This window comes from Jiella marina (assembly GCF_024359545.1).
Lineage (GTDB): Bacteria > Pseudomonadota > Alphaproteobacteria > Rhizobiales > Rhizobiaceae > Jiella.
Genome location: NZ_JAKQZG010000001.1, coordinates 278,738 through 301,565 on the forward strand (window position 1 = coordinate 278,738; position 22,828 = coordinate 301,565).

Annotated in this window: 18 protein-coding genes; 6 read left to right on the plus strand and 12 right to left on the minus strand. The window is 63.3% G+C overall.

Annotated elements, in window-relative coordinates; translation table 11 throughout:
* The first annotated feature begins 268 nt into the window (after positions 1–268).
* From parE to MF134_RS01230, 3 genes are all read left to right on the plus strand, one after another.
* Positions 269–2,293 (plus strand): DNA topoisomerase IV subunit B, encoded by a 2,025-nt coding sequence (gene parE / locus MF134_RS01220; RefSeq protein WP_255337563.1) that lies wholly within the window; start codon positions 269–271, stop codon positions 2,291–2,293.
* A 110-nt stretch (positions 2,294–2,403) separates the two neighbouring features.
* Complete coding sequence (locus tag MF134_RS01225) at positions 2,404–2,916, plus strand: acid shock protein (protein ID WP_255337564.1); 513 nt, start codon at positions 2,404–2,406, stop codon at positions 2,914–2,916.
* 266 nt (positions 2,917–3,182) lie between these two features.
* Positions 3,183–4,715 (plus strand): DEAD/DEAH box helicase, encoded by a 1,533-nt coding sequence (locus MF134_RS01230; protein ID WP_255337565.1) that lies wholly within the window; start codon positions 3,183–3,185, stop codon positions 4,713–4,715.
* 253 nt (positions 4,716–4,968) lie between these two features.
* Here the strand turns inward: MF134_RS01230 and hflX are convergent, their stop codons facing one another.
* The 8 genes from hflX to dusB all read right to left on the minus strand — a co-directional run bounded on the left by hflX (position 4,969) and on the right by dusB (position 15,700).
* The gene (gene hflX / locus MF134_RS01235; RefSeq protein ID WP_255337566.1) at positions 4,969–6,366 is read right to left on the minus strand and encodes a GTPase HflX; all 1,398 of its coding nucleotides are present in this window, start codon (positions 6,364–6,366) and stop codon (positions 4,969–4,971) included.
* Positions 6,367–6,615 (minus strand): RNA chaperone Hfq, encoded by a 249-nt coding sequence (hfq, locus tag MF134_RS01240; RefSeq protein ID WP_255338006.1) that lies wholly within the window; start codon positions 6,613–6,615, stop codon positions 6,367–6,369.
* 225 nt (positions 6,616–6,840) lie between these two features.
* Entirely contained in the window at positions 6,841–8,217 is a 1,377-nt protein-coding gene (gene trkA / locus MF134_RS01245; RefSeq protein ID WP_255337567.1) for a Trk system potassium transporter TrkA, read from the minus strand.
* A gap of 55 nt (positions 8,218–8,272) precedes the next feature.
* Complete coding sequence (gene ntrX, locus MF134_RS01250) at positions 8,273–9,637, minus strand: nitrogen assimilation response regulator NtrX (RefSeq protein WP_255337568.1); 1,365 nt, start codon at positions 9,635–9,637, stop codon at positions 8,273–8,275.
* Between the two features lie 19 nt (positions 9,638–9,656).
* Complete coding sequence (locus MF134_RS01255; protein WP_457589927.1) at positions 9,657–11,876, minus strand: ATP-binding protein; 2,220 nt, start codon at positions 11,874–11,876, stop codon at positions 9,657–9,659.
* A 152-nt stretch (positions 11,877–12,028) separates the two neighbouring features.
* Positions 12,029–13,474 (minus strand): nitrogen regulation protein NR(I), encoded by a 1,446-nt coding sequence (ntrC, locus tag MF134_RS01260; protein WP_255337569.1) that lies wholly within the window; start codon positions 13,472–13,474, stop codon positions 12,029–12,031.
* 17 nt (positions 13,475–13,491) lie between these two features.
* Positions 13,492–14,628 (minus strand): two-component system sensor histidine kinase NtrB, encoded by a 1,137-nt coding sequence (locus MF134_RS01265; protein WP_255337570.1) that lies wholly within the window; start codon positions 14,626–14,628, stop codon positions 13,492–13,494.
* A 1-nt stretch (position 14,629) separates the two neighbouring features.
* Positions 14,630–15,700, minus strand: a complete 1,071-nt coding sequence (gene dusB, locus MF134_RS01270) for a tRNA dihydrouridine synthase DusB (protein WP_457589928.1) — start codon at positions 15,698–15,700, stop codon at positions 14,630–14,632.
* 133 nt (positions 15,701–15,833) lie between these two features.
* Between dusB and MF134_RS01275 the strand changes: the two genes are divergently transcribed.
* From MF134_RS01275 to MF134_RS01285, 3 genes are all read left to right on the plus strand, one after another.
* Complete coding sequence (locus MF134_RS01275) at positions 15,834–17,027, plus strand: bifunctional 2-C-methyl-D-erythritol 4-phosphate cytidylyltransferase/2-C-methyl-D-erythritol 2,4-cyclodiphosphate synthase (protein WP_255337572.1); 1,194 nt, start codon at positions 15,834–15,836, stop codon at positions 17,025–17,027.
* Positions 17,024–17,518 carry a CinA family protein gene (locus MF134_RS01280; protein WP_255337573.1) on the plus strand — a complete coding sequence of 165 codons (495 nt, stop codon included), beginning with the start codon at positions 17,024–17,026 and terminating at the stop codon, positions 17,516–17,518. The genes MF134_RS01275 and MF134_RS01280 overlap by 4 nt, the downstream gene beginning before the upstream one ends.
* A 339-nt stretch (positions 17,519–17,857) precedes the next feature.
* Positions 17,858–19,312 carry a hypothetical protein gene (locus MF134_RS01285; protein ID WP_255337574.1) on the plus strand — a complete coding sequence of 485 codons (1,455 nt, stop codon included), beginning with the start codon at positions 17,858–17,860 and terminating at the stop codon, positions 19,310–19,312.
* A 150-nt stretch (positions 19,313–19,462) separates the two neighbouring features.
* On the opposite strand, the gene MF134_RS01290 is transcribed toward MF134_RS01285, so the two are convergent.
* The 4 genes from MF134_RS01290 to lpdA all read right to left on the minus strand — a co-directional run bounded on the left by MF134_RS01290 (position 19,463) and on the right by lpdA (position 22,824).
* Positions 19,463–19,909, minus strand: a complete 447-nt coding sequence (locus MF134_RS01290; RefSeq protein WP_255337575.1) for a type II toxin-antitoxin system RatA family toxin — start codon at positions 19,907–19,909, stop codon at positions 19,463–19,465.
* Between the two features lie 10 nt (positions 19,910–19,919).
* Entirely contained in the window at positions 19,920–20,894 is a 975-nt protein-coding gene (gene lipA / locus MF134_RS01295) for a lipoyl synthase (RefSeq protein ID WP_255337576.1), read from the minus strand.
* 72 nt (positions 20,895–20,966) lie between these two features.
* Positions 20,967–21,221: a GlsB/YeaQ/YmgE family stress response membrane protein gene (locus tag MF134_RS01300; RefSeq protein ID WP_255337577.1), complete on the minus strand. Its 255-nt coding sequence runs from the start codon at positions 21,219–21,221 to the stop codon at positions 20,967–20,969.
* 148 nt (positions 21,222–21,369) lie between these two features.
* Entirely contained in the window at positions 21,370–22,824 is a 1,455-nt protein-coding gene (gene lpdA, locus MF134_RS01305) for a dihydrolipoyl dehydrogenase (protein WP_255337578.1), read from the minus strand.
* Positions 22,825–22,828 lie beyond the last annotated feature (4 nt).

A 22,828-nucleotide genomic window follows, 5' to 3' on the forward strand; every position in this document is an offset into this window, starting at 1 on the left:
CAACGGGCGCCCTTTTCTTTCGCGGAGGTGGTTGGTCTTCGGAAAGGCTGTCGGCTTTTTCCGTCTCGCCATGTCTCCCGCTGTGCGCGCTCGAAGCGGAAATTTCACGGCTGCCTTCGCGGTTCTGGTGGAAAACGGCGGAAACCACCCTAATCGCGTGGTGAAGCGAAGTCGGTCGGCTTGAAGAACATTTCGTGAAAGTGTAGCAAATGGCCATGATCGCGGCGCACAATGCTACCTGTCCATCGAACGAGGGTTTTGAAGGCTGATGAGCGACGACCTGTTCTCGGGCAACGCCGCGCGTCAGCCGAAGGCGCCGAAAGCCCCCGCACCGACCCGCAAGCCGGCACAGAATTTCGTCCCGGGCGCCGACTATACCGCTGCCGACATCGAGGTCCTCGAAGGGCTCGAGCCGGTTCGCCGCCGGCCCGGCATGTATATCGGCGGAACCGACGAAAAGGCCGTCCATCATCTCTTCGCGGAAGTCATCGACAATTCGATGGACGAGGCGACGGCGGGCCACGCCAATTTCATCGAGGTCTCGCTGGAGGCCGACGGAACCCTGTCGGTTGCCGACAATGGCCGCGGCATCCCGATCGACCCGCATCCCAAATACAAGGATCGCTCGGCGCTCGAAGTGATCATGACGACGCTGCATGCCGGCGGCAAGTTCGATTCCAAGGTCTACGAAACGTCCGGCGGCTTGCATGGCGTGGGCGTCTCGGTGGTGAACGCGCTCTCCGAGAGGCTCGAAGTCGAGGTCGCGCGCAACCGCAAGCTCTACCGTCAGGTCTATGAGCGCGGCGTCGCCGTCACGGGGCTGGAAGAGGTCGGCGAGGTCCACAATCGCCGTGGAACACGGGTGCGGTTCCGACCCGATCCGCAGATCTTCGGGGTCAATGCCCGCTTCCGCCCGGCCCGGCTCATGGCGATGGCGCGCTCCAAGGCATATCTTTTCGGCGGTGTGGAAATCCGCTGGTCCTGTGATCCGTCGCTGATCGACCCGGATTCCGGTGTTTCGCAGCGCGAGACCTTCCACTTTCCCGGCGGCCTCAAGGATTATCTCGACACGACGCTCGGCAGCGAGCACCGCGTTACCTCGCAGATTTTCGCCGGCCATACGGAGAAGACGTCAGGTCACGGCGCTGTCGAGTGGGCGGTCAGTTGGACCGCTGACGACGGCTTCGTCCGCTCCTACTGCAACACCATTCCAACCCCGGAGGGCGGCACCCACGAGGCTGGTCTGCGATCCGTACTCCTGCGCGGGCTGAAGGCCTTCGGGGAAGTCTCGGGCAACAAGCGCGCGGCAATCATCACCGGCGACGACGTGATGCAGACGGCGTCCGCCATGCTGTCCGTCTTCATCCGCGAGCCGGAGTTCGTCGGTCAGACCAAGGATCGGCTCGCGACCGCCGAAGCCCAGCGCATCGTCGAACAGTCCATGCGCGACTCCTTCGACATCTGGCTCGCCTCCTCGCCGCAGGACGCCGCGCGGCTGATCGACTGGGTGGTGGAGCGTGCCGACGAGAGGCTGCGGCGGCGGCAGGAGAAGGAAGTCAGTCGCAAGTCGGCGACGCGCAAGCTGCGCCTGCCGGGCAAGCTCGCCGACTGCTCCCAGAACGGTGCGACCGGCGCCGAGATCTTCATCGTCGAGGGCGATTCCGCCGGCGGCTCGGCGAAGCAGGCACGCGACCGGACTCGCCAGGCTATTCTGCCTCTTCGCGGCAAGATCCTGAACGTCGCCAGCGCCGGACGTGACAAGCTCGGCTCCAATCAGCAGTTGGCCGATCTGATCCTGGCGCTCGGATGCGGCACGCGCTCGAAATATCGGGCCGAGGATCTGCGCTACGAGCGCGTGATCATCATGACCGACGCCGATGTCGACGGCGCCCATATCGCCTCTCTGCTCATCACCTTCTTCTACCGCGAGATGCCGGAGCTGATCCGGGGCGGTCATCTCTATCTGGCCGTTCCACCGCTCTACAAGCTGTCGGGTGGCGGCAAGACCTTCTATGCTCGGGACGACCGGCATCGCGAGGAAATCGTCTCCCGGGAGTTCAAGGGAAGAAAGGTCGAGGTGGGTCGGTTCAAGGGCCTCGGCGAGATGCTGCCCGGCCAGCTCAAGGAAACCACGATGGACCCGAAGAAGCGCACGCTTCTGCGGGTCATGGTCGATGAAGCCCCCGAAGCGGGCACCTCCGGGGCGGTCGACGCCTTGATGGGCAACAAGCCGGAATCGCGCTTCCGTTTCATTCAGGAGCGGGCCGCTTTCGCTGAAGATCTCGACATCTGACCGTCGCGCACCGTATCTATTCTGCTGGTGGGGCTTGTAGCCGCCGATCCCGACGGTGATTGCGCCGAATGAGGAACGACGGCAGAGCGAAAAACCAAGGAGATCAGCTCGTGATCAAACGTATCCGCCCAGCCCGCTCCGCTTTGGCCGGTGTCGTTGCGGCCACCCTGCTTTCATCGTCGGCATTCGCCCAGGAAACAACCGAAGGCGACACCGCCGCCCCACAGGCACTCAGCGAATTTTCCGCGGCCGTCGCAGGCCTTTCGCCCCATATTCAGGACGTTCAGATCGTCGGTCCCTGGTCGAGCGGTGACGAGCACGGCGTCTGGCGCACGATCATGGTGCAGCCGGCGGGCGAGAACGCGAAGACCCACTTCTTCATCCAGCAGCTCGACGCCTCGGGTCATTCCGGATTGTCGGTCAAGTCGACTGCCGAGATCACCGAGATCGCGAACGTTGATGGCGTCATCGTCGGCTATCGGGCAGACGAGCCCAGCGAGTCCCAGCCGAACAGTCTGAGTCTCTTCTTCGATATCGTGCCCTACGATGGCGAGATCAGCGAGACCTACGAACTGCATTACCTCCCCGGTGAACCATATATCTTCGGGCCGGCGACGAACTGAACGCTGCCGCGCAGGTCGGCTCGCCGGCTGTCCTTCCGGTCGTGGCGCCGTATACGACGAGAATTTCTGGATATTCCGGGGAAATCGGACCGGCCGGGCAAGATTTGTCATTTCGAGGGATTTTGGCCCTCAAAAAACGCCAAATCCTTCCCCATATGCCGCCACAAGGTTGACTCGTAAAACCAGTCGCCCTATCGCCCCATGACAGACGGGCTTCGAGCGGCGCCTTCGCGCCATTGTCTGCGAAAAAGTAGAGAACTGCCAGCTTGACACTCTTTTCCGAACTCGGGCTCAGCACCAAAGTCTTGGCTGCTGTCGAGTCCGCCGGTTACAATGAACCCACTCCGATTCAGGAGCAGGCGATCCCGCATGCGCTGGAACGGCGCGACGTGCTGGGAATTGCACAGACCGGCACGGGCAAGACGGCCTCTTTCGTGCTGCCGATGCTGACGATGCTCGAAAAAGGTCGCGCTCGGGCCCGCATGCCGCGCACCCTGATCATCGAGCCGACGCGCGAACTGGCGGCGCAGGTCGAAGAGTCCTTTACGAAATACGGGAAGGACCAGAAAATCAACGTCGCGCTCCTCATCGGCGGTATGTCCTTCGAGGAGCAGGATCGCAAGATCGACCGCGGCGTCGACGTTCTGATCGCGACTCCGGGTCGGCTGCTCGACCATTTCGAGCGCGGCAAGCTGCTTCTGACCGGCGTGGAGATTCTCGTCATCGACGAGGCCGACCGCATGCTCGACATGGGCTTCATCCCGGACATCGAGCGGATCTGCAAGCTCCTGCCGTTTACCCGCCAGACGCTGTTCTTCTCGGCGACGATGCCGCCGGAGATCACCCGGCTGACCGAGCAGTTCCTGCAGAACCCCGTACGCGTCGAGGTGGCCAAGCAGGCCTCCGCTGCCCTCACCGTCACCCAGCGCCTTGTGGCCACGCCCAAGGTCGAATGGGACAAGCGCGAGACGCTGCGCAAGATCATTCGCGAGCAGGACGATCTGACCAACGCGATCATCTTCTGCAATCGCAAGCGCGATGTCTCGACCCTGTTCCGGTCGTTGGAAAAGCACGGCTTTTCAGCGGGTGCATTGCATGGCGACATGGATCAGCGCGCGCGCATGACGATGCTGCACAATTTCCGCGAGGACAAGATTCAGCTCTTGGTCGCATCCGACGTCGCCGCGCGCGGGCTGGACATCCCCAAGGTCAGCCACGTCTTCAATTTCGACGTTCCGATCCATGCGGAAGACTACGTCCACCGCATCGGGCGGACCGGACGCGCCGGTCGCTCCGGCAAGGCGTTCACGCTGGTAACGAGGTCCGAGCAGAAATACGTCGATGCGATCGAAAAGATGATCGGCACCTCGATCGAATGGCAGGGCGAGACCGCATCCGCCCTGGTCGAAGAGGAAACGGAGTCCGGGTCGAACCGGCGCGGCAGCGGGCGCGGCGGCAAGCGCAAGAGCGAAAGCAAGCCACGGCGGCGTTCCAAGGACGATAAGACCGAGGTCGAAGCCGCAGTGAAGGAGGACGACGTCCTGGAGCGCGCGGAAGCCGGCGAACTCGACGTTCCGGTGGAGGAGATGTCCGATCTTCCGGTCGCCAAGGAAAAGTCGCCCCGTTCGAATGCCGGTGCCGCCGGTGCCTATGCCCGCAACGGCGCATCCAGCCGGGCGCGACCGGCCCGCTCGCGCAATGCACCTGCCGCGAAACGCACGCGCAACGACGATGGCAAGCAACCGGTCGGTTTCGGCGACGACATTCCGGCGTTCATGCTGATCAAGACCGGGGCGTAAGGCGCTCAGCCTGATCCCGGAATAGCACGAACAGAACAGATGTTTGAGCCGGTCGGGCCTGAGTGCCCTGACCGGCTCTTTGATTCGTAGCTGCTGCGAAAACACCGGCTACCGACGCGGCCGAACGACACGCGACTGGAAGCATTCGGCCGCGGTACCAATGCCATCGTCGCGACGCAGCGCGCTCAGCAGCCTCCGGCGAACGGCTCAAAGTCAACACTCGCGGGTCATGGCCCTGCTCGAACGAAGTCCGTCAATTCGGCGTCGCGATTGTGAGATCGTCTTCAGACCGGGTCATACGACGCAATTCGGCTCTGGCCTGGGCCGTCATCTCCACGGTGAGGGAGACCGCTCCATCCTCGCCGTCTTCGCGCTCCAGCACCGTGGCATTGTCGTAGACCCAAGGCAGGAATCCCAGTGCCCGGGGCTGCAGCAGTAGTGTCGCCGAACACAGATGCCCGGCGATGCGGCGCTCGATATCGGCGAGAAGCGCCTCCGTCCCCTCGCCGGTCACGGCCGAGACGATATGGGCGGAGTCCGGATCGGTCAGCGACGAGCGCGCCGAATCGAGCCGCAGCCGGGCGGATTCATCCAGCATGTCGACCTTGTTCCAGACCTCGACGACATGCTCGGTGTCTTCGGTATCGACATCGAGATCGCGGAGGATCGCCCGAACGTCCTCGGCCTGTGCCAGCGTCTCGGGGTCTGCCACATCGCGCACATGAAGGATCAGATCGGCCTCCATCACCTCTTCCAGCGTCGCGCGGAAGGCGGCCACCAGATGGGTCGGCAGATCCGAGACAAAGCCCACCGTATCGGAAAACAGGATTTCCGTACCGTGCGGCAACGTCGTGCGCCGTAGTGTGGGATCGAGCGTCGCGAACAGAAGATCGCGAGCAAACACGTCGGCGCCAGTCAGGCGGTTGAACAGGGTCGACTTTCCGGCATTCGTGTAGCCGACCAGAGCGACGATCGGATGCGGTACCTTGCGGCGTTTGGCGCGGTGGAGCTGCCGGGTGCGCTTCACCTGGTCGAGTTCGCGTTCCAGCCGCTTGATCTTGCCCTGAAGCTGGCGTCGGTCCGCCTCGATCTGCGTCTCGCCTGGCCCGCCCATGAAGCCCGCACCGCCGCGCTGGCGTTCTAGGTGGGTCCAGGAGCGGACCAGACGGCCGCGCTGATAGTTGAGATGCGCCAGTTCGACCTGGAGCCGGCCTTCCTTGGTGCGCGCGCGCCGCCCAAAGATTTCCAGAATCAGGCCCGTCCGGTCCAGAACCTTGGTCTCCAGCTCTTTTTCGAGATTGCGCTGCTGGACCGGAGACAGGGGGTGATCGATCACGATCAGGCCGATCCGTTCGGCCGCGACGAGCCCCTTGAGCTCTTCGACCTTGCCGCTGCCGATCAGCGTCGCCGGCTGCGGCTTGGAACCGGAGATCACGCCGCTTGCCACGATCTGCAGGTCGATTGCCGCCGCCAAGCCGGTCGCCTCGGCCAGACGCGCCTCGTCGCTGCGCCGTGCCGGCTCGAGCCCGGCCTGAGCCCGCGCATCCGCATCGCTCAACTGCTTGAAGACGGGTACGAAGACGCCGGCGCGCGTCGGCTCGCGCTCGTGGTCGATCGGACCCCTGGGCCGCTTGTCGGTGTATTCGGTCAATCAGGCTTTCCTGTCCTCCTCGGCCCCGTCATACATCTGGACGGACTGAGATGGCATGATGGTCGAGATCGCGTGCTTGTAGACGAGCTGCGAGTGGCCATCACGGCGCAGCAACACACAAAAATTGTCGAAAGACGTGACGACCCCGGTCAGTTTGACCCCGTTGACGAGAAAGATCGTCAGGGGAATTTTCTGTTTGCGAACGGTGTTCAGAAACAGATCTTGAAGGTGCTGTGTCCTTTCGGGCATGCAGGGGAATCCTTTGTCTCTTTGTGCTGCAGCCTGGTTGAAAGCCAATCGCTCCCGCCGCCCTCTATTTCATCACGCTCAGAGGTCGGCGCAAGACGCATCGAAACGCTTGCGCGCCAGAATCATGTTGGAATGCATGCATGCGCGTCGCAACCACAATCGCATGGCTGGACAAGAAAAGCACGTGGCATATCGCAATGCACCACGCCGGAGTGCCTTCAGAACTCAGAAGAATTCCAGACTGACCCGGAACATCTGCTCGACCTGGCGGACGGCACTCGCCGAGGCGAAGATCACCACGCGATCCTTGGCGCGGATCTTGGTCTGGCCGGTCGGCTTGATGTAGGTCTTACCGCGGAAGATCGCGCCGATCCGCAGATTGTCCGGCAGATCGAGATCGCGTAACGGCTCGCCCACGAGCGGCGACGTCTCCAGAGCTTCCGCCTCGATCACTTCTGCGATGCCGTTCTGGATCGAGTGTACGGCGCGAATGCGGCCTCGGCGTACGTGCTGCAGCACGCGGGAGATCGTGACTGAACGCGGATTGATGAAGGCGTCGATGCCAAGCATCCGGGTGAAGCCCTGATAGTCGGCGTTGTTGAGGAGCACGAGATTGCCCTGGCAGCCGAGGCGCTTCGCCATGACGCTCGACAGGACATTGACCTTGTCGTCATTGGTGAGCGCGACCAGAAGATCGCTGTCGCCGATATCCGCTTCACGCAGGATCGACTGGTCGAGACCACTGCCATGCAGGACGATCGTACGCTTCAGGCCGTCGGCGATCGTCACGGCGCGATCGTGGTTCGCTTCGATGACGCGGATCTTGGTGCCGAAATTCCGTCGCTCGATCTGGCTGGCGACATAATAGCCGATATTGCCACCACCCACGATGACGATGCGCCCGGCCTCCGGCTCCTCGTGGCCGAACAGGACGAGCGCCCGTTTCACATGACTGCGCTCGGCGACCACATAGGCGACGTCTCCCGGAACCATGTGGTCGGCAGACGTCGGAATGAAAAGCCGTTCCCCGCGCATGATGCCGACGACCGTGGCGTTGAGGTCGGGGAAGAGATCCGTCAGCTGGTCAAGCGGCGTGTTGACGACCGGGCAGTCCTCGCGGCATTCGATCGCCACCATGGCGATCGTGTCGTCGGCAAAGCGCACCGCGTCCATCGCGCCCGGAAGCGCGATCCGGCGCAGGACCATCTCGCCGACCTCGATCTCGGGCGAAATGATCACGTCGATCGGCATGTTGTCCGTCGAGAACAGATCCTGCCAGTGCGAACGCAGATAGCTCTGCGCTCGAACGCGGGCGATCTTGGTGGGCACGTTGAACAGCGAATGCGCCACCTGGCAGGCCACCATGTTGACCTCGTCATGAAGCGTCACGGCGATGATCATGTCGGCCTGTTCAGCACCTGCCTCCGCCAGGACATCCGGCTGCGACCCGTGTCCGACGAAGCCGCGCGCATCGAGATTGTCGCGGATCGCCTGGACCAGCGCATGCGATGTGTCGATGACGGAAACGTCGTTCCGCTCCGAGGCGAGCCGCTCGGCAATGCCGTAGCCGACCTGTCCCGCTCCGCAGATCACAACTTTCATCGCGGCCGCCCCTTCACGATCGATTCCTGCCGCGTACCCATAGCCGCAAAGGCGGTCAGATGCCGAGCGATTTCAGCTTGCGATGCAGGGCCGAGCGCTCCATGCCCACGAATTCCGCCGTGCGGGAGATGTTTCCGCCGAAGCGGTTGATCTGGGCGACGAGATACTCCTTCTCGAAAACCTCGCGCGCATCGCGCAGCGGCAGAGCGAGAATCTGCCCGTTGGCCTGGCTCGGCGTGCGGGGCAGCATGTCGCCCACCTCATTGGGCAGCATGTCGGCCGAAATCGGATCTTCCATGCTGCCGTCGCGGGACAGGATCATCAGACGCTCGATATTGTTGCGAAGCTGACGGACATTGCCGGGCCAGTCGCTCGCCTGAAGCACGGCCATCGCTTCCTCGCTGATCGGCTTCGGCTTGATGCCGGTCTGTTCGGCGATCTGCGTCATGAAGGCTTCGATGAGCATCGGAATGTCCTGCCGCCGGTCGGCCAGCGGCGGCACGGCGATCGGCACGACGGCCAGTCGGTGGAAGAGGTCCTCGCGGAACAGGCCTTCGGCGATCAGGGATTCCAGATTGTGGGAGGTCGAGGAGATGATCCGTACGTCGACCTTGACGCGTTTCGAGCCGCCGACGCGCTCGAAGGTCTGCTCGGTCAGGACCCGCAGGATCTTGTTCTGGGTCTCGCGCGGCATGTCGGCGACTTCGTCGAGATAGAGAACGCCCTGATGGGCCTCCTCCAGCGCGCCGACCTTGCGCTCGACGCCGGGCGGGGTCTCGGTGCCGAAGAGTTCCACCTCCATCCGCTCCGGCGTGATCGCCGCCGCGTTGAGCGCGACGAACGGACCCGAGGAGCGATGCGAGGCGGCGTGGATCGCGCGCGCCACCATCTCCTTGCCGGAGCCCGAAGGCCCGAGGATCATGATGCGGCTGTTGGTCGGCGAGACGCGATCGATCAGGGTGCGCAGCTGGTTCATCGGCTGCGACTTGCCGATGAGCTCGGTGAAGTCGCTCGAGCGTCGGCGAAGCTCAAGGACTTCGCGCTTCAGCTTCGAGGTTTCCAACGCCCGTTCCGCAACAAGGATGAGCCGGTCGGCCTTGAACGGCTTTTCGATATAATCATACGCGCCGCGCTTGATGGCGGAGACGGCCGTTTCGATGTTGCCGTGGCCGGAGATCATCACCACCGGCACCTCGGGGTGCTGGGTCTTGATCGCGTCCAGAAGATCGAGCCCGTCAAGCCGGCTCCCCTGCAGCCAGATGTCCAGGAAGACGAGACGAGGCACACGATCGGTAATTGCCTGCAGAGCGGCATCGGAGTTGCCCGCCGTGCGGGTCTCGTGGCCCTCGTCTTCCAAGATGCCCGCGACCAGTTCGCGGATATCGGCTTCGTCATCGACGATCAGAATGTCCGATGCCATGGCTCCACCTTTCCTTCTCTCAAACTCGGCTGTCTTCTGTAGCTTCATCCGCCGCGGCCTGGGCAGCGGGAAGGACGATGCGGACCATGGCGCCCTGCGGCTGGTCGGGGGCGTCCTCCAGGGAAATCACGCCGCCGTGGTCTTCGATGATCTTGCGAACGATTGCGAGCCCCAGACCCGTGCCCTTTTCGCGGGTGGTCATATAGGGCTCGAGCAGACGATCGCGGTCGTCTTTCGGGAAACCGCGGCCATTGTCGATGATGCGGACCTCATACGAACCTTCCTTGTCTCGCGCGACGATCCGGATGCGCCCTTCGGCGCCATCGCTCGCCTCGAGCGACTCGACGGCATTCTTCACCAGATTGCCGAATGCCTGGGAGAGAAGCCGGATATCGTATGAACCGCGCATTGGCGTCTCGGGAATATCGGCCGAGAACGCAATTCCGTGATCGCCCATTTCCCGCATGAATACCGCTTCGCGCAAGGCGTCGCGCAGATCGATGTTCTCCATCTTCGGCTTCGGCATCCGGGCGAAAGTCGAGAATTCGTCGACCATCCGGCCGATGTCGGAGACCTGGCGCACGATCGTCTCGATACAGCGGTCGAACACCTCGCGATCGTCTTCGACGCGTTTACCGTAGCGTCGGCGGATGCGCTCGGCCGACAGCTGGATCGGCGTCAGAGGATTCTTGATCTCGTGGGCGATCCGCCGCGCGACATCGGCCCAGGCGGATGTGCGCTGGGCATCGACCAGATCGGTAATGTCGTCGATGGTCACGACGGAGGATTGCGCGCCTTCGGTCTCCTCCGACGAGGTGATCCGAACGGCGAGCGTGCGCTCGCGCTCGCGGATCCGGAGCTTCACCTCTTCCTGATATTCCGATTTGCGCGACTGCGCGGCTGCCTCGTGGATGCGGCCGAAGACCGGAAAGGCCGTCGTCAGCTTTTGCCCCGTCACCGTATCCGCATCGACGGCCAGGATGCGCTCGGCTGACGGATTGACCATCGAGATCGCCCCGTCGCGCTCGATGCCGATCACGCCGACGGTCACGCCCGACAGCACCGCCTCGATGAACCGCCGGCGCTCGTCGATGACATCCTTGGCATGGACGAGCTCGCCGCGCTGGCTGCGGAGCTGCATGATCATGTTGTTGAAGGTGTTCGAAAGCGAACCGACGTCACCATCCGACACCCGAACCGGAACGGAGACCGAGAGATTGCCCTCGCTCACCTCGTCGGCAGCGCCGATCAGAAGCCGGATCGGACGAACGAGACGATCGGCGACACCAATGCCCGTCCAGATCGCGGACAGCAGCACGATCAGCGTGATCCCGAGATAGAGTAGCGCGAAAGCAAGCTGCAGGCCGAAGCGATTGGCTCTGAGGCTCGAATACTCGGCCGAGCGCTCTTCCATCTCGCGAAGCGCCGTCATCACCTGCGGATCGACCGCGCGAACCGTGTAGAGGAAGGCATTGGAAATCTGCCGGAGCTTGATGATGGCGCCCACCAGATTGGTCACCCCCGGGGGAATGAAGACCAGATTGCCCTCGCCCGCCTGCTGCAGGGCATCATCCGGCGGAACCGGCAAAGGCTCCTCGCTGGAAACGTCAGCGCTCAGAAACGCCGTGCCGTCCGGCCGCAGGAGTTGCGCTCCCAGCAGGGAGCGTCCGCTCGCCTGTTCTGTCATCATCGTCTGGAAGCCGGTCCTGTCGAGATCGAACAGACGCCGCTGCTGGTCGAGATCATAGGCCATCGACAGGGTCGTGCCCTGCAGGTTGCGTGCGTTCTCGTTGACATAGGCGCGCGCAACGCTGATCGACGAGTCGACGATCGCCCGGGTGCGCATGCCGAACCAGCGGTCGAGGCCGAGATCAAGCGTAATTCCCGCTACGATCGCGACTAGCAGCGCGGGCAAGGCCGCGACGATCGAAAACAGCACGACGATCCGCACATGCAGCCGGGACGCGGCCTTGCCATGCCGGCGGGCCTTGAACATGCGCACGACTTCGCGGCCGATCAGGCCGCAGAGCAGAAGCACGAAACCGCCATTGACGACGGTGGCGATCGTGACGATCGTGTCCGTCGGCTCGATCGGGGTCAGTCCCATCAGCACGACGAAGGAAATTGCACCCGTGACGAGCGCACCGACCACTGCGGCCAGCCCGGGCATGAGCATGAACCGGCGCCGCTCCTTTGCGAACGGAATGTTTGCGTCTGTGTGAATTGGCTGCGTCGTCATGAAAATGCGCGTCTCGTCATCCCGTTGCCACTGAGCAACGGAATGTGTCCAAACTGCAACGAAAACGCCGAAAACTGCAATTTATTCGGCTTCGGCGATGGCTTTTGCCATCCCGACCCTCAGAGCACCCGGAAAGTGCCGGACCGCGGCCGCTAGCGGATGGACCGAACGACCGAAATTTCCAGGTCGCGGATCTTCTTGCGCAGCGTGTTGCGGTTTACGCCCAAGAGGTCGGCCGCCTTGACCTGATTCCCCCGCGTGGCTGCGAGGGCGGCTGCGATAAGCGGATACTCCACTTCACGCAAGATGCGGCCGTGGAGGCCCGGCGGCGGCAGATTGTCGCCGAAGGAGGTGAAGTATTCCGACAGATAGCGCTCGACGGCCGCACTGAGATCGAGCGGCTTGCCCGGTTCGCTGTCGAGGCCCGGAGCGGCGATCGGATCGTTGGAGAGTTCGTGCTCGACGATCTCCGGCGAGATCTCGTCCTGGGGATAGAGCGCCGCCAGACGCCGGATAAGGTTTTCCAGCTCACGGACGTTACCCGGCCAGGCATAGCGCCGCATGATGTCGAGAGCGCCCTGGCTCAAGGTCTTGCGCGGCAGGCCTTCCTTTTCGGCCTGAGCGAAGAAGTGCCGGGCGAGATCGGGCAGGTCCTCGATCCTCTCGCGCAGCGGCGGCAGGCGCAGCGGCACCACGTTCAGACGATAGAACAGGTCTTCGCGGAACAGACCGCGGGCGATGAGCTGGCGCAGATCCTTGTTGGTGGCGGCAACGATCCGAACGTCGGTTGCGATCGGCGTGCGGCCACCGACGATGGTGTATTCGCCCTGCTGGAGAACGCGCAGGAGACGCGTCTGGGCTTCCATCGGCATGTCGCCGATCTCGTCGAGGAACAGGGTTCCGCCCTCGGCCTGCTCGAAGCGGCCGCTGGTGCGGGCCTGAGCGCCCGTAAACGCGCCTTTCTCATGACCAAAGAGTTCCGATTCGATCAGGTCGCGCGGGATCGCCGCCATGTTGATCGCGACGAACGGGCCCTTGCGGCGGCGGCCATAGTCGTGGAGCGCGCGAGCCACCAGCTCCTTGCCTGTGCCCGACTCGCCGCTGATGGTGACGGTCAGGTCCGTCTGCATCATCCGGGCAAGCGCCCGATAGATGTCCTGCATCGCCGGCGAGCGGCCGACGAGGGGCATCGATTCCTGCAAATCGTCCTGATTGGCCGACTTGGCGCCGCTCTTCGGCTCGGACAAGGCACGCCGGACGATCGAGACGAGTTCGGTCAGATCGAAGGGTTTCGGGATATAGTCGTAGGCGCCCCGCTCCGAGGCCTTGATCGCCGTCATGAAGGTGTTCTGGGCGCTCATGACGACGACCGGGAGTTCGGGCCGGGAGTTCTTTATGCGGGGCAGCGTGTCGAACGCATTGCCGTCCGGCATCAGAACGTCGGTGATCACCAGATCGCCCTCGCCCGCCGAAATCCAGCGCCACAGCGTGGCGATGTTCGACGTCACTCGAACTTCGAACCCCGCCCGCATCAGCGCCTGGGAGACGACGGTCCGGATGGCGGCATCGTCATCGGCGACCAAGATCTGCATTGCCATGAGTGCCCTGCCTGCCTTTACTCTTCAACTACGCCATGCCGCTCTTGCGCTGCGGGCGCTTCGCGCCAGGCCGGCATGAGAATGCGAAACACGGTATGCCCCGGCTGCGACTCGCACTCGATCACCCCGCCATGGTCGCCCACGATCTTCGCGACGAGCGCGAGTCCCAGACCGGAGCCGCTCGGCTTCGTGGTGACGAACGGATCGAAGATGTGCTCGCGGATATCGTCGGGCACGCCGTCGCCATTGTCTTCCACTGCGAATTCCAGGGGCAATGTCAGTCGGTCCTTGGTGCCGGGCACCGACAGACGCACGCCGGGTTTGAACGCTGTGGTAAAGCGGATCTCGCCGCCCTCCTTGTCACGAACGGCCTCGGCGGCGTTCTTCAGGAGGTTGAGGAACACCTGCACGAGCTGATCGCGATTGGCAAAGACCGGGGGCAGCGACGGATCGTAGAGCTCGACGATCTTGATATTGCGGGCAAAGCCGCTCTTGCCGAGCGTCTTCACATATTCCAGCACCGAGTGGATGTTCACGGCCGATCGCTCCACCGGCCGCTGGTCCGAGAAGACTTCCATCCGGTCGACCAGCTTGACGATCCGGTCGCTTTCTTCCTGGATGAGCCGGGTCAGCGCCCGGTCCTCGTCGCTCGCCGAACTCGCCAGCAGCTGCGCGGCGCCCTTGATGCCAGACAGCGGATTGCGGATCTCGTGAGCGAGCATCGCGGCGAGGCCGGTCACGGTCCTGGCGGCAGAGCGATGGGTGAGCTGGCGGTCCATCTTCTCGGCGATCGAGCGCAGCTGGATCATGACCACGACGAGATTGGGCTCTTCCGGCAAGGTCGAGACGTACAGGTCGACGAGGCGGTCGCCGCCGAGCCGCGGTGAGGAAATGTCGACGCGGTATTCGCTGATACGCGCCTGTTCCTTGCGGGCCTGCTCGATCAGGAAGAACAGCGGACTGTCGCCAGGCACGAAGTCCTGCAGGCGCTTGCGCGCGAGGTAGGAGAAGCCCGCCGAAAAGAACTGCTCGGCATCGGAATTGGCGAACCGGAACGCGCCCGACTCGTCGACCACGATGACCGGATGGGTGAGTGCGTTGAGAACGCGGTATTCCTCACCCTGCAGCGTGGAGAAATCGGATGGTTCGGCCATGTTACGCTGCCCTGGCGATCGGCCGCGACGCGGCCGATTCGACATCTTCGAGACTGACACCGGCAAAGAGAACGCGGATGCGCCGCTTCACCGCGTCCGGCTCGACCCCGGTCATAATTGCCTTGCGGTCGTCTGGTGAAACGAAGCCGCCAGCGGCGACGAGACGGTCGAGATACCAGCCCAGATGCTTCCGGGCGTGGCGAAGACCGACCTTGACCCCGTAGTGTTCGAGCATCGCCTGATAATGCTCCTCGACGAGGCCCACGAAGGCCATTCCGCTCAAGGTTTCGGCGTCGAGGCTTCCCCCCATCAGGCCGGCAAGCCACGGCCGGCCATAACAGCCCCGTCCGACCATCACGGCATCCGCGCCGCTCGAGGCGAGCATTTGCGGAATCTGATTGAGGTCCGAGAGATCGCCGTTGGCGACAAGCGGCACGCCGACGGCCCTGCGGACCTCGGCGATGGCAGCCCAGTCGGCCACGCCTTCATAGAAATCCATGCGTGTGCGGCCGTGGACGGTTACCATCCGCACGCCGGCCTCCTCGGCCCGCCGGGCGAGCCAGGGCGCATTAATCGACTGCCGGTCCCAGCCGAGGCGCATCTTCACCGTCACCGGCACGTTGCCTGCACCCGCCACCACGGCTTCGATGATCGCCAGGGCGAGAGCCGGCTCGCGCATCAGCGCGGAACCGGAGAGCCCGCCCACGACCTTTTTGGCCGGGCAGCCGAAATTGATATCGATCAGATCGACGCCTGAATCGGCGAGGCGTTCGGCTGCCGCTCCCATCACCGCCGGATCACGCCCCGCGAGCTGAACGGCGTGGACCCCGGGAGCATCGCGCAGGGCGCGCAGGCTCGACTCGGCATCTCCCTTGAGATACTCGCCGCTCGCAATCATTTCCGACACGACCAGTCCCGCCCCGAAACGGCGGCAGAGCCGGCGAAACGGAACGTCGGAGACACCGGACATGGGAGCGAGAAACACCCGGTTGGCGAGCGTCAACGGGCCCAGTCCCAACGGCTGCACCGCGTCCTTTTGCCGCCTCAATTCGCCTAAAGCTTGAGCGTTCATCGCAACTGTCGATTCTTGCGTCATCTTTGGCTGTCTTAATGGGGGCATGCTCAAATGACAAGCAATTTGCTCTTGCATGGGATGGCGTGTTCATGGTCCGTCCCCATGTCGATCTGATGAAGGGCGATCCTGGATGAAGCGAGATGTCGCATTGGTGCTGGTGGCGGCAGGCCGAGGCGCGCGGGCGGGTCACTCCGAAGAAGGGCCGAAACAGTACCGGTCGATCGGAGGCCGTGCCGTTCTGGCTCACACACTGGAACTGTTTCGCTCGCACCCGCGGATCGGCGAGATCGTGCTGGTCATCCATTCGGACGACCGGGAACTCTGTCAGCGCGCGATGGGCGGGCTGGACGGCGATGTCACCCTGGTTACCGGCGGCGCCGAACGGCAGATTTCGGTGCGTCTCGGGCTGGAAGCCCTCGACACCGGCCGGTCGCCGGAACTGGTCCTCATCCACGACGCGGTGCGACCCTTTGCCGACCACGCCCTGATCGACCGGGTGATCGCGGCGGCCGAAGGACATGGCGGTGCAATCCCCGCTCTCCCGATCGCCGACACGATCAAGCGCTCGGGACAGGATGGTGCGATCGTCGAGACCGTCTCGCGCGCAGGCCTTCACGGCGCGCAGACGCCGCAGGGCTTTCGCTTCGCACCGCTTCTCGCCGCCCACACGGACGCCGCTCGGTCCGGGCGATCGGATTTCACCGACGACGCCTCAATCGCCGAATGGGCCGGCATGACGGTGATGCTGGTCGAGGGATCCGCGGGCAATGTGAAACTCACCACCGCCCAGGATATCGTCTCGGCGGACGAGCGCATGAAAGGCGAGAAACACATGATCGACGTCCGCACGGGCAATGGCTACGACGTTCACAAATTAGTTGGGGGTGACCACGTAACCCTCTGTGGAATCCGCATTCCCCACGATCAGCGACTCGCTGGCCATTCCGATGCCGATGTGGGTCTCCACGCCCTGACGGATGCGCTTCTGGCCACCTGCGGCGCCGGCGATATCGGCGATCACTTCCCGCCCAGCGACCCGCAATGGCGAGGAGCGCCCTCGCGCATCTTCGTCGAGAAGGCGGTCGAGATCGTCACCGCGCACGGCGGCCGGGTGATGAATGCCGACATTTCGCTGATCTGCGAAGCCCCGAAGGTCGCTCCGCACCGCGAGGCCATGCGCCGGATGATCGGCGAGATGACCGGCCTGTCGCTCGACCGGGTCTCGGTCAAGGCGACGACCAACGAGACGATCGGCTTCGTCGGGCGCCGAGAAGGCATCGCAGCGATCGCGACGGCCTCGGTCGTCTATGGAGACGGATCATGAGTGCGAACGAGCGCATCCCTGCCCTCGCCCGCGAGATCGTCGAACGCTATACGGCCGCCGGCTGGACGCTCGCCACGGCCGAATCCTGCACCGGCGGTCTCGTCGCGGGCGCCATCACCGAGATCGCCGGCTCGTCGGCCGTCCTCGACCGCGGCTTCGTCACCTACTCCAACTGCGCCAAGATCGAGCTTCTCGGCGTCATGGAGGCAGCCCTCGACGCCCATGGTGCCGTCTCCCAAGCCGTAGCCCGGCAAATGGCCGAAGGCGCCCGAGAGCGCGCCGGCGTGACCGTCGCCGTCTCGATCACCGGCATCGCCGGCCCCGGCGGCGGCACCGCGCTGAAGCCCGTCGGCCTTGTGCACTTCGCCTGCGCCGGCCCGAAGGGAACGGTTCATCGCGAAGAGCGGTTCGGGGATATCGGGCGGGCGGGAATTCGCGAGCGTTCGGTCGTTGTCGCTCTTGGGTTGCTGGTCAGCGCGTTGCGGGCTTAAACGAAGGGCGTCGATCGTCAGTGATCAACACGCGATCATAGCCCCCACAAATTTGAAACAGAATACAATGAAAGTGTTTCAGAAACGAGCGTTCGAATGGCTGGGATGGGTGGAACGCTTCCATTCTGCTTTCAGAGCGCAAGCGTCAAAAGCGGACTTTGGAATCGCGGCGATCCACGGCATACGCACGGTATAAGCATAGGGGCCATTATGGAACGTTATCAATCTTTTGATGACACGATCACCCGGCCAATCTAGGCTGTCTGCCGCATGCCCGAATGTGGGTCAGGAGGGGATCGGACTGTGTGGCTTTCATCGCGTGGGACGGGCAAGGTGGCCATGGTGGGCGCTTTGGCCTCGGTGATAGCGATCAGCATGGTTGCAACTCCGGTTTCCGGCAAAGCTCAAACCTTTGGTGCCTTCACCGTCGATCCTGCCGCGCCGACCACGATCAGGCTCAAGGGGCCGATCGGCGTTCGAGAGAGCCGGAATTTCAGGGCCGCTCTCCGTTTTGCGCCAAAAGCGCGGACGGTCGAGCTCGACAGCCCCGGCGGCTCGCTCATCATCGCTCTCGAAATCGCCGACATGATCCTGGATGAAGAGCTTTCGACTGTCGTTGCGCCAGAGGCCTCATGCCTGTCCGCCTGCGCGTTCGTTTTCTTTGCCGGCAAGGAGCGTGAAGCGAAAGGCGCGCTCGGCGTGCACCAGATCGCGTCAACGCAGTCGAGAGACTTTCAGTTCGGGCAGTTGAATCTCGCGGATGTCGTGGATTTCATGAACCGCGCGGATGTCAGCCCGGGGGTCGTCCCTCTGATGCTGGCGACGCCGTCGGATCAGATGCATGTCTTCAGCCCGGCGGAACTCTCAAACCTGAAGATTAACCGCACCGCGGAACCAACTCCCAACGAAAGCCCAAATAACCCGCCCACTCAGATCACACACGACCCCGCTGTGGCCACGGAAAGCGACAACACGGTTCGGCTTTGTGAGGAGTTGGCGGCGGCTCCGATTGATCTTGATCGCTCGCAGGGCGTGGTGGGTGTCGAATTCGAGAAAATCGAGACCGATCGCGCTGTTCCGGCATGCCGGGCAGCCCAATTGGCACATCCTTCCGACCCGCGCTTGCACTATCTTCTGGGAAGAGCACTCCATGCCTCAGGCTCAAATGCCGTGGAGGCGGTCTCCTGGTACCGCAAGGCCGCCGAAGAGGGTTTTGCGCGCGGGCAGACGAATCTCGGTTTGATGTACGGGACCGGAACGGGCGTCGCCAAGGACCCGGAGCAGGCCGTCGGCTGGTACCGCAAGGCGGCCGAGCAAGGTGACGCGGCAGGGCAGTTCCTCCTTGGGCATATGTACGAGAACGGAACGGGCGTCGCCCAGGACACGAAGCAGGCCGTCGACTGGTACCACAAGGCCGCCGAGCAGGGTTTTGCCCGAGCGCAGACGAAGCTCGGGTTACTGTACGAGACCGGAAATGGCGTCGACGAAGACCTGAAGCAGGCCGTCGAGTGGTACCGCAAAGCCGCCGAGCAAGGCGATGCACTGGGGCAGACGAGTCTCGGGTTGGTGTACCTCTATGGAAAAACCGTCGCCAAGGACCCGAAGCAGGCCGTCCACTGGTACCGCAAGGCAGCCGAGCAGGGTTTTGCGCGAGGACAGGTTTATCTCGGGCTTATGTACGAGGCCGGAAATGGCGTCGACAAAGACCTGGAGCAGGCGGTGTCATTGTACCGCAAGGCGGCCCAGCAGGGCGACAATGATGCCAAGGCTGCGCTGAAGCGCCTTCGCAACTGACTTGAGGCGGATTCGAGTGAAGGGTCCGTTCCGCTTGATATGAGGCAATCTGAGACAGAATTCGCAATTCTGTTTCAATCAAAAATCACGAAGAGCCATATGGCGCCGCAAACGATGGGTGCGCTCAATCCCGCAGCCCTCGCGCTCCACTCACCCGTAAATCTTGTCCGCCCGCGCCTCGAACGCCTGGGCGAAACGGCGGAAGGCGTAGTCGAACATCGAGCCCATGAGCATGCCTAGGGTGCGGCTCTTGAATTCGTATTCGATGAAGAAATGAACGTTGCAGGTCCCCTCGCCGGTTGGCTCGAAGGTCCAGCGATTGTCGAGGAACTTGAAGGGCCCGTTGACGTAGGAGACCTCGATGCGGTTCTCCTCCGGCTTGAGGAGAACCTGCGAGGTGAAGGTCTCGCGGACCATCTTGTAGGCGACGGTCATGTCGGCGACCAGCAGCCGCTTGCCGTCCTTCTCGCGCTCGGAGCGGACCGTCAGCGCCTGGCAGAGCGGCAGGAATTCCGGGTATTTCTCGACATCGGCGACGAGGGCGAACATCTCCTCAGCGCTGTGGTCGACGGCTCGTGTCGTCTCGAACTTCGGCATGGCGCGATGGTCAGGCGGCCGACTGGCGCGCCAGACGCGCAGCCTTCAGCCGCTCGAAATCCTCTCCCGCATGATGGGAGGAGCGGGTGAGCGGGCTGGCGGACACCACCAGGAACCCCTTGGTCAGCGCCACCTTCTCCAGCGACTGGAACTCCTCCGGCGTCACGTAGCGGATCACGGCGTGGTGTTTCTTCGTCGGCTGGAGATACTGCCCGATGGTGATGAAATCGACGTCGGCGGTCCTGAGGTCGTCCATCAGTTGAAGGACCTCGTTCCGCTCCTCGCCGAGGCCGACCATGATGCCGGATTTGGTGAAGATCGTCGGATCAAGCTCCTTGACCCGCTGCAGAAGCCGGATCGAGTGGAAATACCGCGCACCGGGACGAACCGTCAGATATTTCGACGGGACGGTCTCGAGATTGTGGTTGAAGACGTCGGGCTTGGCCGCGACCACCTTTTCGAGCGCTCCGGGCTTGCGCAGGAAGTCGGGCGTCAGGATCTCCACCGTGGTGCCCGGGGCCGCGGCGCGGATCGCGCGGATCGTGCGGACGAAATGCTCGGCCCCGCCATCGGCCAGATCGTCACGATCGACCGAGGTGATCACCACATGGTTGAGCCCCATCTTGGCGACCGCACGGCCGACATTCTCCGGCTCGTCCGCGTCGAGCGCGTGCGGCATGCCGGTGGCGACATTGCAGAAGGAACAGGCGCGGGTGCAGATCCCGCCCATGATCATGAAGGTCGCGTGCTTCTTCTCCCAGCACCCGCCGATATTGGGACAGCCCGCTTCCTCACATACGGTGACGAGCTTGTTGTCCCGCGCAATCTGGCGCGTCTCCTGATACCCTTTGGAAACCGGCGCCTTGACGCGAATCCAGTCCGGTTTCGGCGGGCTGGCTGCCGCGTCCGGCCGATGTGCCTTCTCAGGGTGCCGGGGCCGCGACACGGTCGCGTCCGGCTGGCGGGTATCGAGAACTGTCACCATGGAACTTAATTAGGCGTCCCAGCTTTGCGATGCAATTGGCCGAGGCGCGCGAAAACGCCTCGGCATCAGGGGTCAGCGCCGGACGGCGCGGGCGATGAAGATCAGCAGGCAGGCACCGACGAAGCCGGTGATGAGATAGGCCCAGGAGAAGGACGCGGAGGCGCCGGGGCCGATGCCGGTCACCCGCAGGAGGAAGCTCAGCACGATCGCGCCGACGACGCCAAGGATGATGTTCATGAGGAGCCCCATGTCGCTCTTCATGACCTTTTCGGCGAGCCACCCCGCCAGACCGCCGACGATGATCGCGGCCAGGAAACTACCAATCATGTTGTCACTCCCGTGAAACTGTCCGTGGATTTGCCCGCATAGTTAGGTTCTGCAACGGCTCGGCCCACCCTCAACCGCCAGCTTTTTGCGGTCTGCGCCGGTTGAGCACCGACAGTCCGAAACCCTCCTTGGAACAAGGCTGCCTCTCCTACAGGTGAATGACCCGGCCATAGGCATCGAGGACGCTCTCATGCATCATCTCCGAAAGCGTCGGGTGCGGAAAGACGGTGTGCATGAGCTCTTCCTCGGTCGTCTCGAGGCCCATCGCGACCACGAAGCCCTGGATCAACTCGGTCACCTCGGCGCCGACCATGTGGGCACCCAGAAGCTCGCCGGTCTTGGCATCGAAGATCGTCTTGACGAGCCCCTCCGGCTCTCCGAGCGCGATCGCCTTGCCATTGCCGTTGAAGGTGAAGCGACCGACCTTGACCTCGTGGCCGGCTTCCTTGGCCTTGGCCTCCGTCAGGCCGACCGAAGCGACCTGCGGCTGGCAATAGGTGCAACCCGGGATCTCGGTCTTCTTCATGGGGTGGACGTCCATCCCCTTGATCTTCTCGACGCAGATCGTGCCCTCGTGCTCGGCCTTGTGAGCGAGCATCGGCGGGCCGGCAACGTCGCCGATGGCGTAGATGCCCTCGACATTGGTCTTGCCGAACGGATCGATCTTGATGCAGCCACGCTCGGTTTCGACCCCGATCTCTTCCAGGCCGAGCCCTTCGATATTGCCCTGGACGCCGATGGCGGAAATCAGACGCTCGGCCTTGAGCGTCTCGGTCTTGCCGCCCTTGGTCTCGACCGAGACCGTCACACCGTCCTTGCCCTTTTCGACCTTCGCGACCTTGGCATCGGTCAGGATCTTCAGGCCCTGCTTCTCGAACTGCTTGCGGGCGTGCTTGGCAATCTCGGCATCTTCCACAGGCATGATCTGCGGCAGGAGTTCGACGACGGTCACGTCCGCGCCCATGGTCTTGTAGAAGGAGGCGAATTCGATGCCGATCGCGCCGGATCCCATGACGATCAGGCTCTTCGGCATCGCCTTCGGCTTCATCGCCTCGAAATAGGTCCAGATTCGATCGCCATCCGGCTCGATGCCGGGCAGGACGCGGGGCCGTGCACCCGTGGCCACGATCACATTCTTGGCCTTGTAGCTTCCCTCACCCAGCGTGCCCTTCGGCACCGGGTTCTGCGGCTCGACGACCGGCTTCTTCGACTTGCCGACGGTGACTTCGACCGGGCCGCCCTTGCCTGCCTTGGTGATCTTCGCTTCGCCCCAGATGACGTCGATCTTGTTCTTCTTCATCAGATAGCCGACGCCGCCGCAAAGCTGTCCCGACACTTGGCGCGAGCGCTTGACCACCGCTTCCATGTCGAAATCGGGCTTCTCGATCTTCAGGCCGTAATTCTTGCCGTTCTCGGCATAGTGGAAGATCTCGGCCGAGCGCAGGAGCGCCTTGGTGGGGATGCAGCCCCAGTTGAGACAGATGCCGCCCAGATGCTCGCGCTCCACGACCGCAGTCTTGAAGCCGAGCTGCGCAGCGCGGATGGCCGCCACATAGCCCCCGGGCCCGCCGCCGATGACGAGAATGTCGTAAGTGTCAGCCATGGGT

Bases quoted from the DNA above. Each gene is read 5' to 3' on its own strand.
- MF134_RS01280 (WP_255337573.1), top strand. From the start codon at position 17,024: ATGAGTGCGAACGAGCGCATCCCTGCCCTCGCCCGCGAGATCGTCGAA.
- MF134_RS01300 (WP_255337577.1), bottom strand. From the start codon at position 21,221: ATGATTGGTAGTTTCCTGGCCGCGATCATCGTCGGCGGTCTGGCGGGG.
- MF134_RS01290 (WP_255337575.1), bottom strand. From the start codon at position 19,909: ATGCCGAAGTTCGAGACGACACGAGCCGTCGACCACAGCGCTGAGGAG.
- MF134_RS01285 (WP_255337574.1), top strand. From the start codon at position 17,858: ATGGTGGGCGCTTTGGCCTCGGTGATAGCGATCAGCATGGTTGCAACT.
- lpdA (WP_255337578.1), bottom strand. From the start codon at position 22,824: ATGGCTGACACTTACGACATTCTCGTCATCGGCGGCGGGCCCGGGGGC.
- ntrX (WP_255337568.1), bottom strand. From the start codon at position 9,637: ATGGCATCGGACATTCTGATCGTCGATGACGAAGCCGATATCCGCGAA.
- MF134_RS01265 (WP_255337570.1), bottom strand. From the start codon at position 14,628: ATGGCCGAACCATCCGATTTCTCCACGCTGCAGGGTGAGGAATACCGC.
- MF134_RS01255 (WP_457589927.1), bottom strand. From the start codon at position 11,876: ATGACGACGCAGCCAATTCACACAGACGCAAACATTCCGTTCGCAAAG.
- dusB (WP_457589928.1), bottom strand. From the start codon at position 15,700: ATGAACGCTCAAGCTTTAGGCGAATTGAGGCGGCAAAAGGACGCGGTG.
- parE (WP_255337563.1), top strand. From the start codon at position 269: ATGAGCGACGACCTGTTCTCGGGCAACGCCGCGCGTCAGCCGAAGGCG.
- hfq (WP_255338006.1), bottom strand. From the start codon at position 6,615: ATGCCCGAAAGGACACAGCACCTTCAAGATCTGTTTCTGAACACCGTT.
- MF134_RS01275 (WP_255337572.1), top strand. From the start codon at position 15,834: ATGAAGCGAGATGTCGCATTGGTGCTGGTGGCGGCAGGCCGAGGCGCG.
- lipA (WP_255337576.1), bottom strand. From the start codon at position 20,894: ATGGTGACAGTTCTCGATACCCGCCAGCCGGACGCGACCGTGTCGCGG.
- trkA (WP_255337567.1), bottom strand. From the start codon at position 8,217: ATGAAAGTTGTGATCTGCGGAGCGGGACAGGTCGGCTACGGCATTGCC.
- ntrC (WP_255337569.1), bottom strand. From the start codon at position 13,474: ATGGCAATGCAGATCTTGGTCGCCGATGACGATGCCGCCATCCGGACC.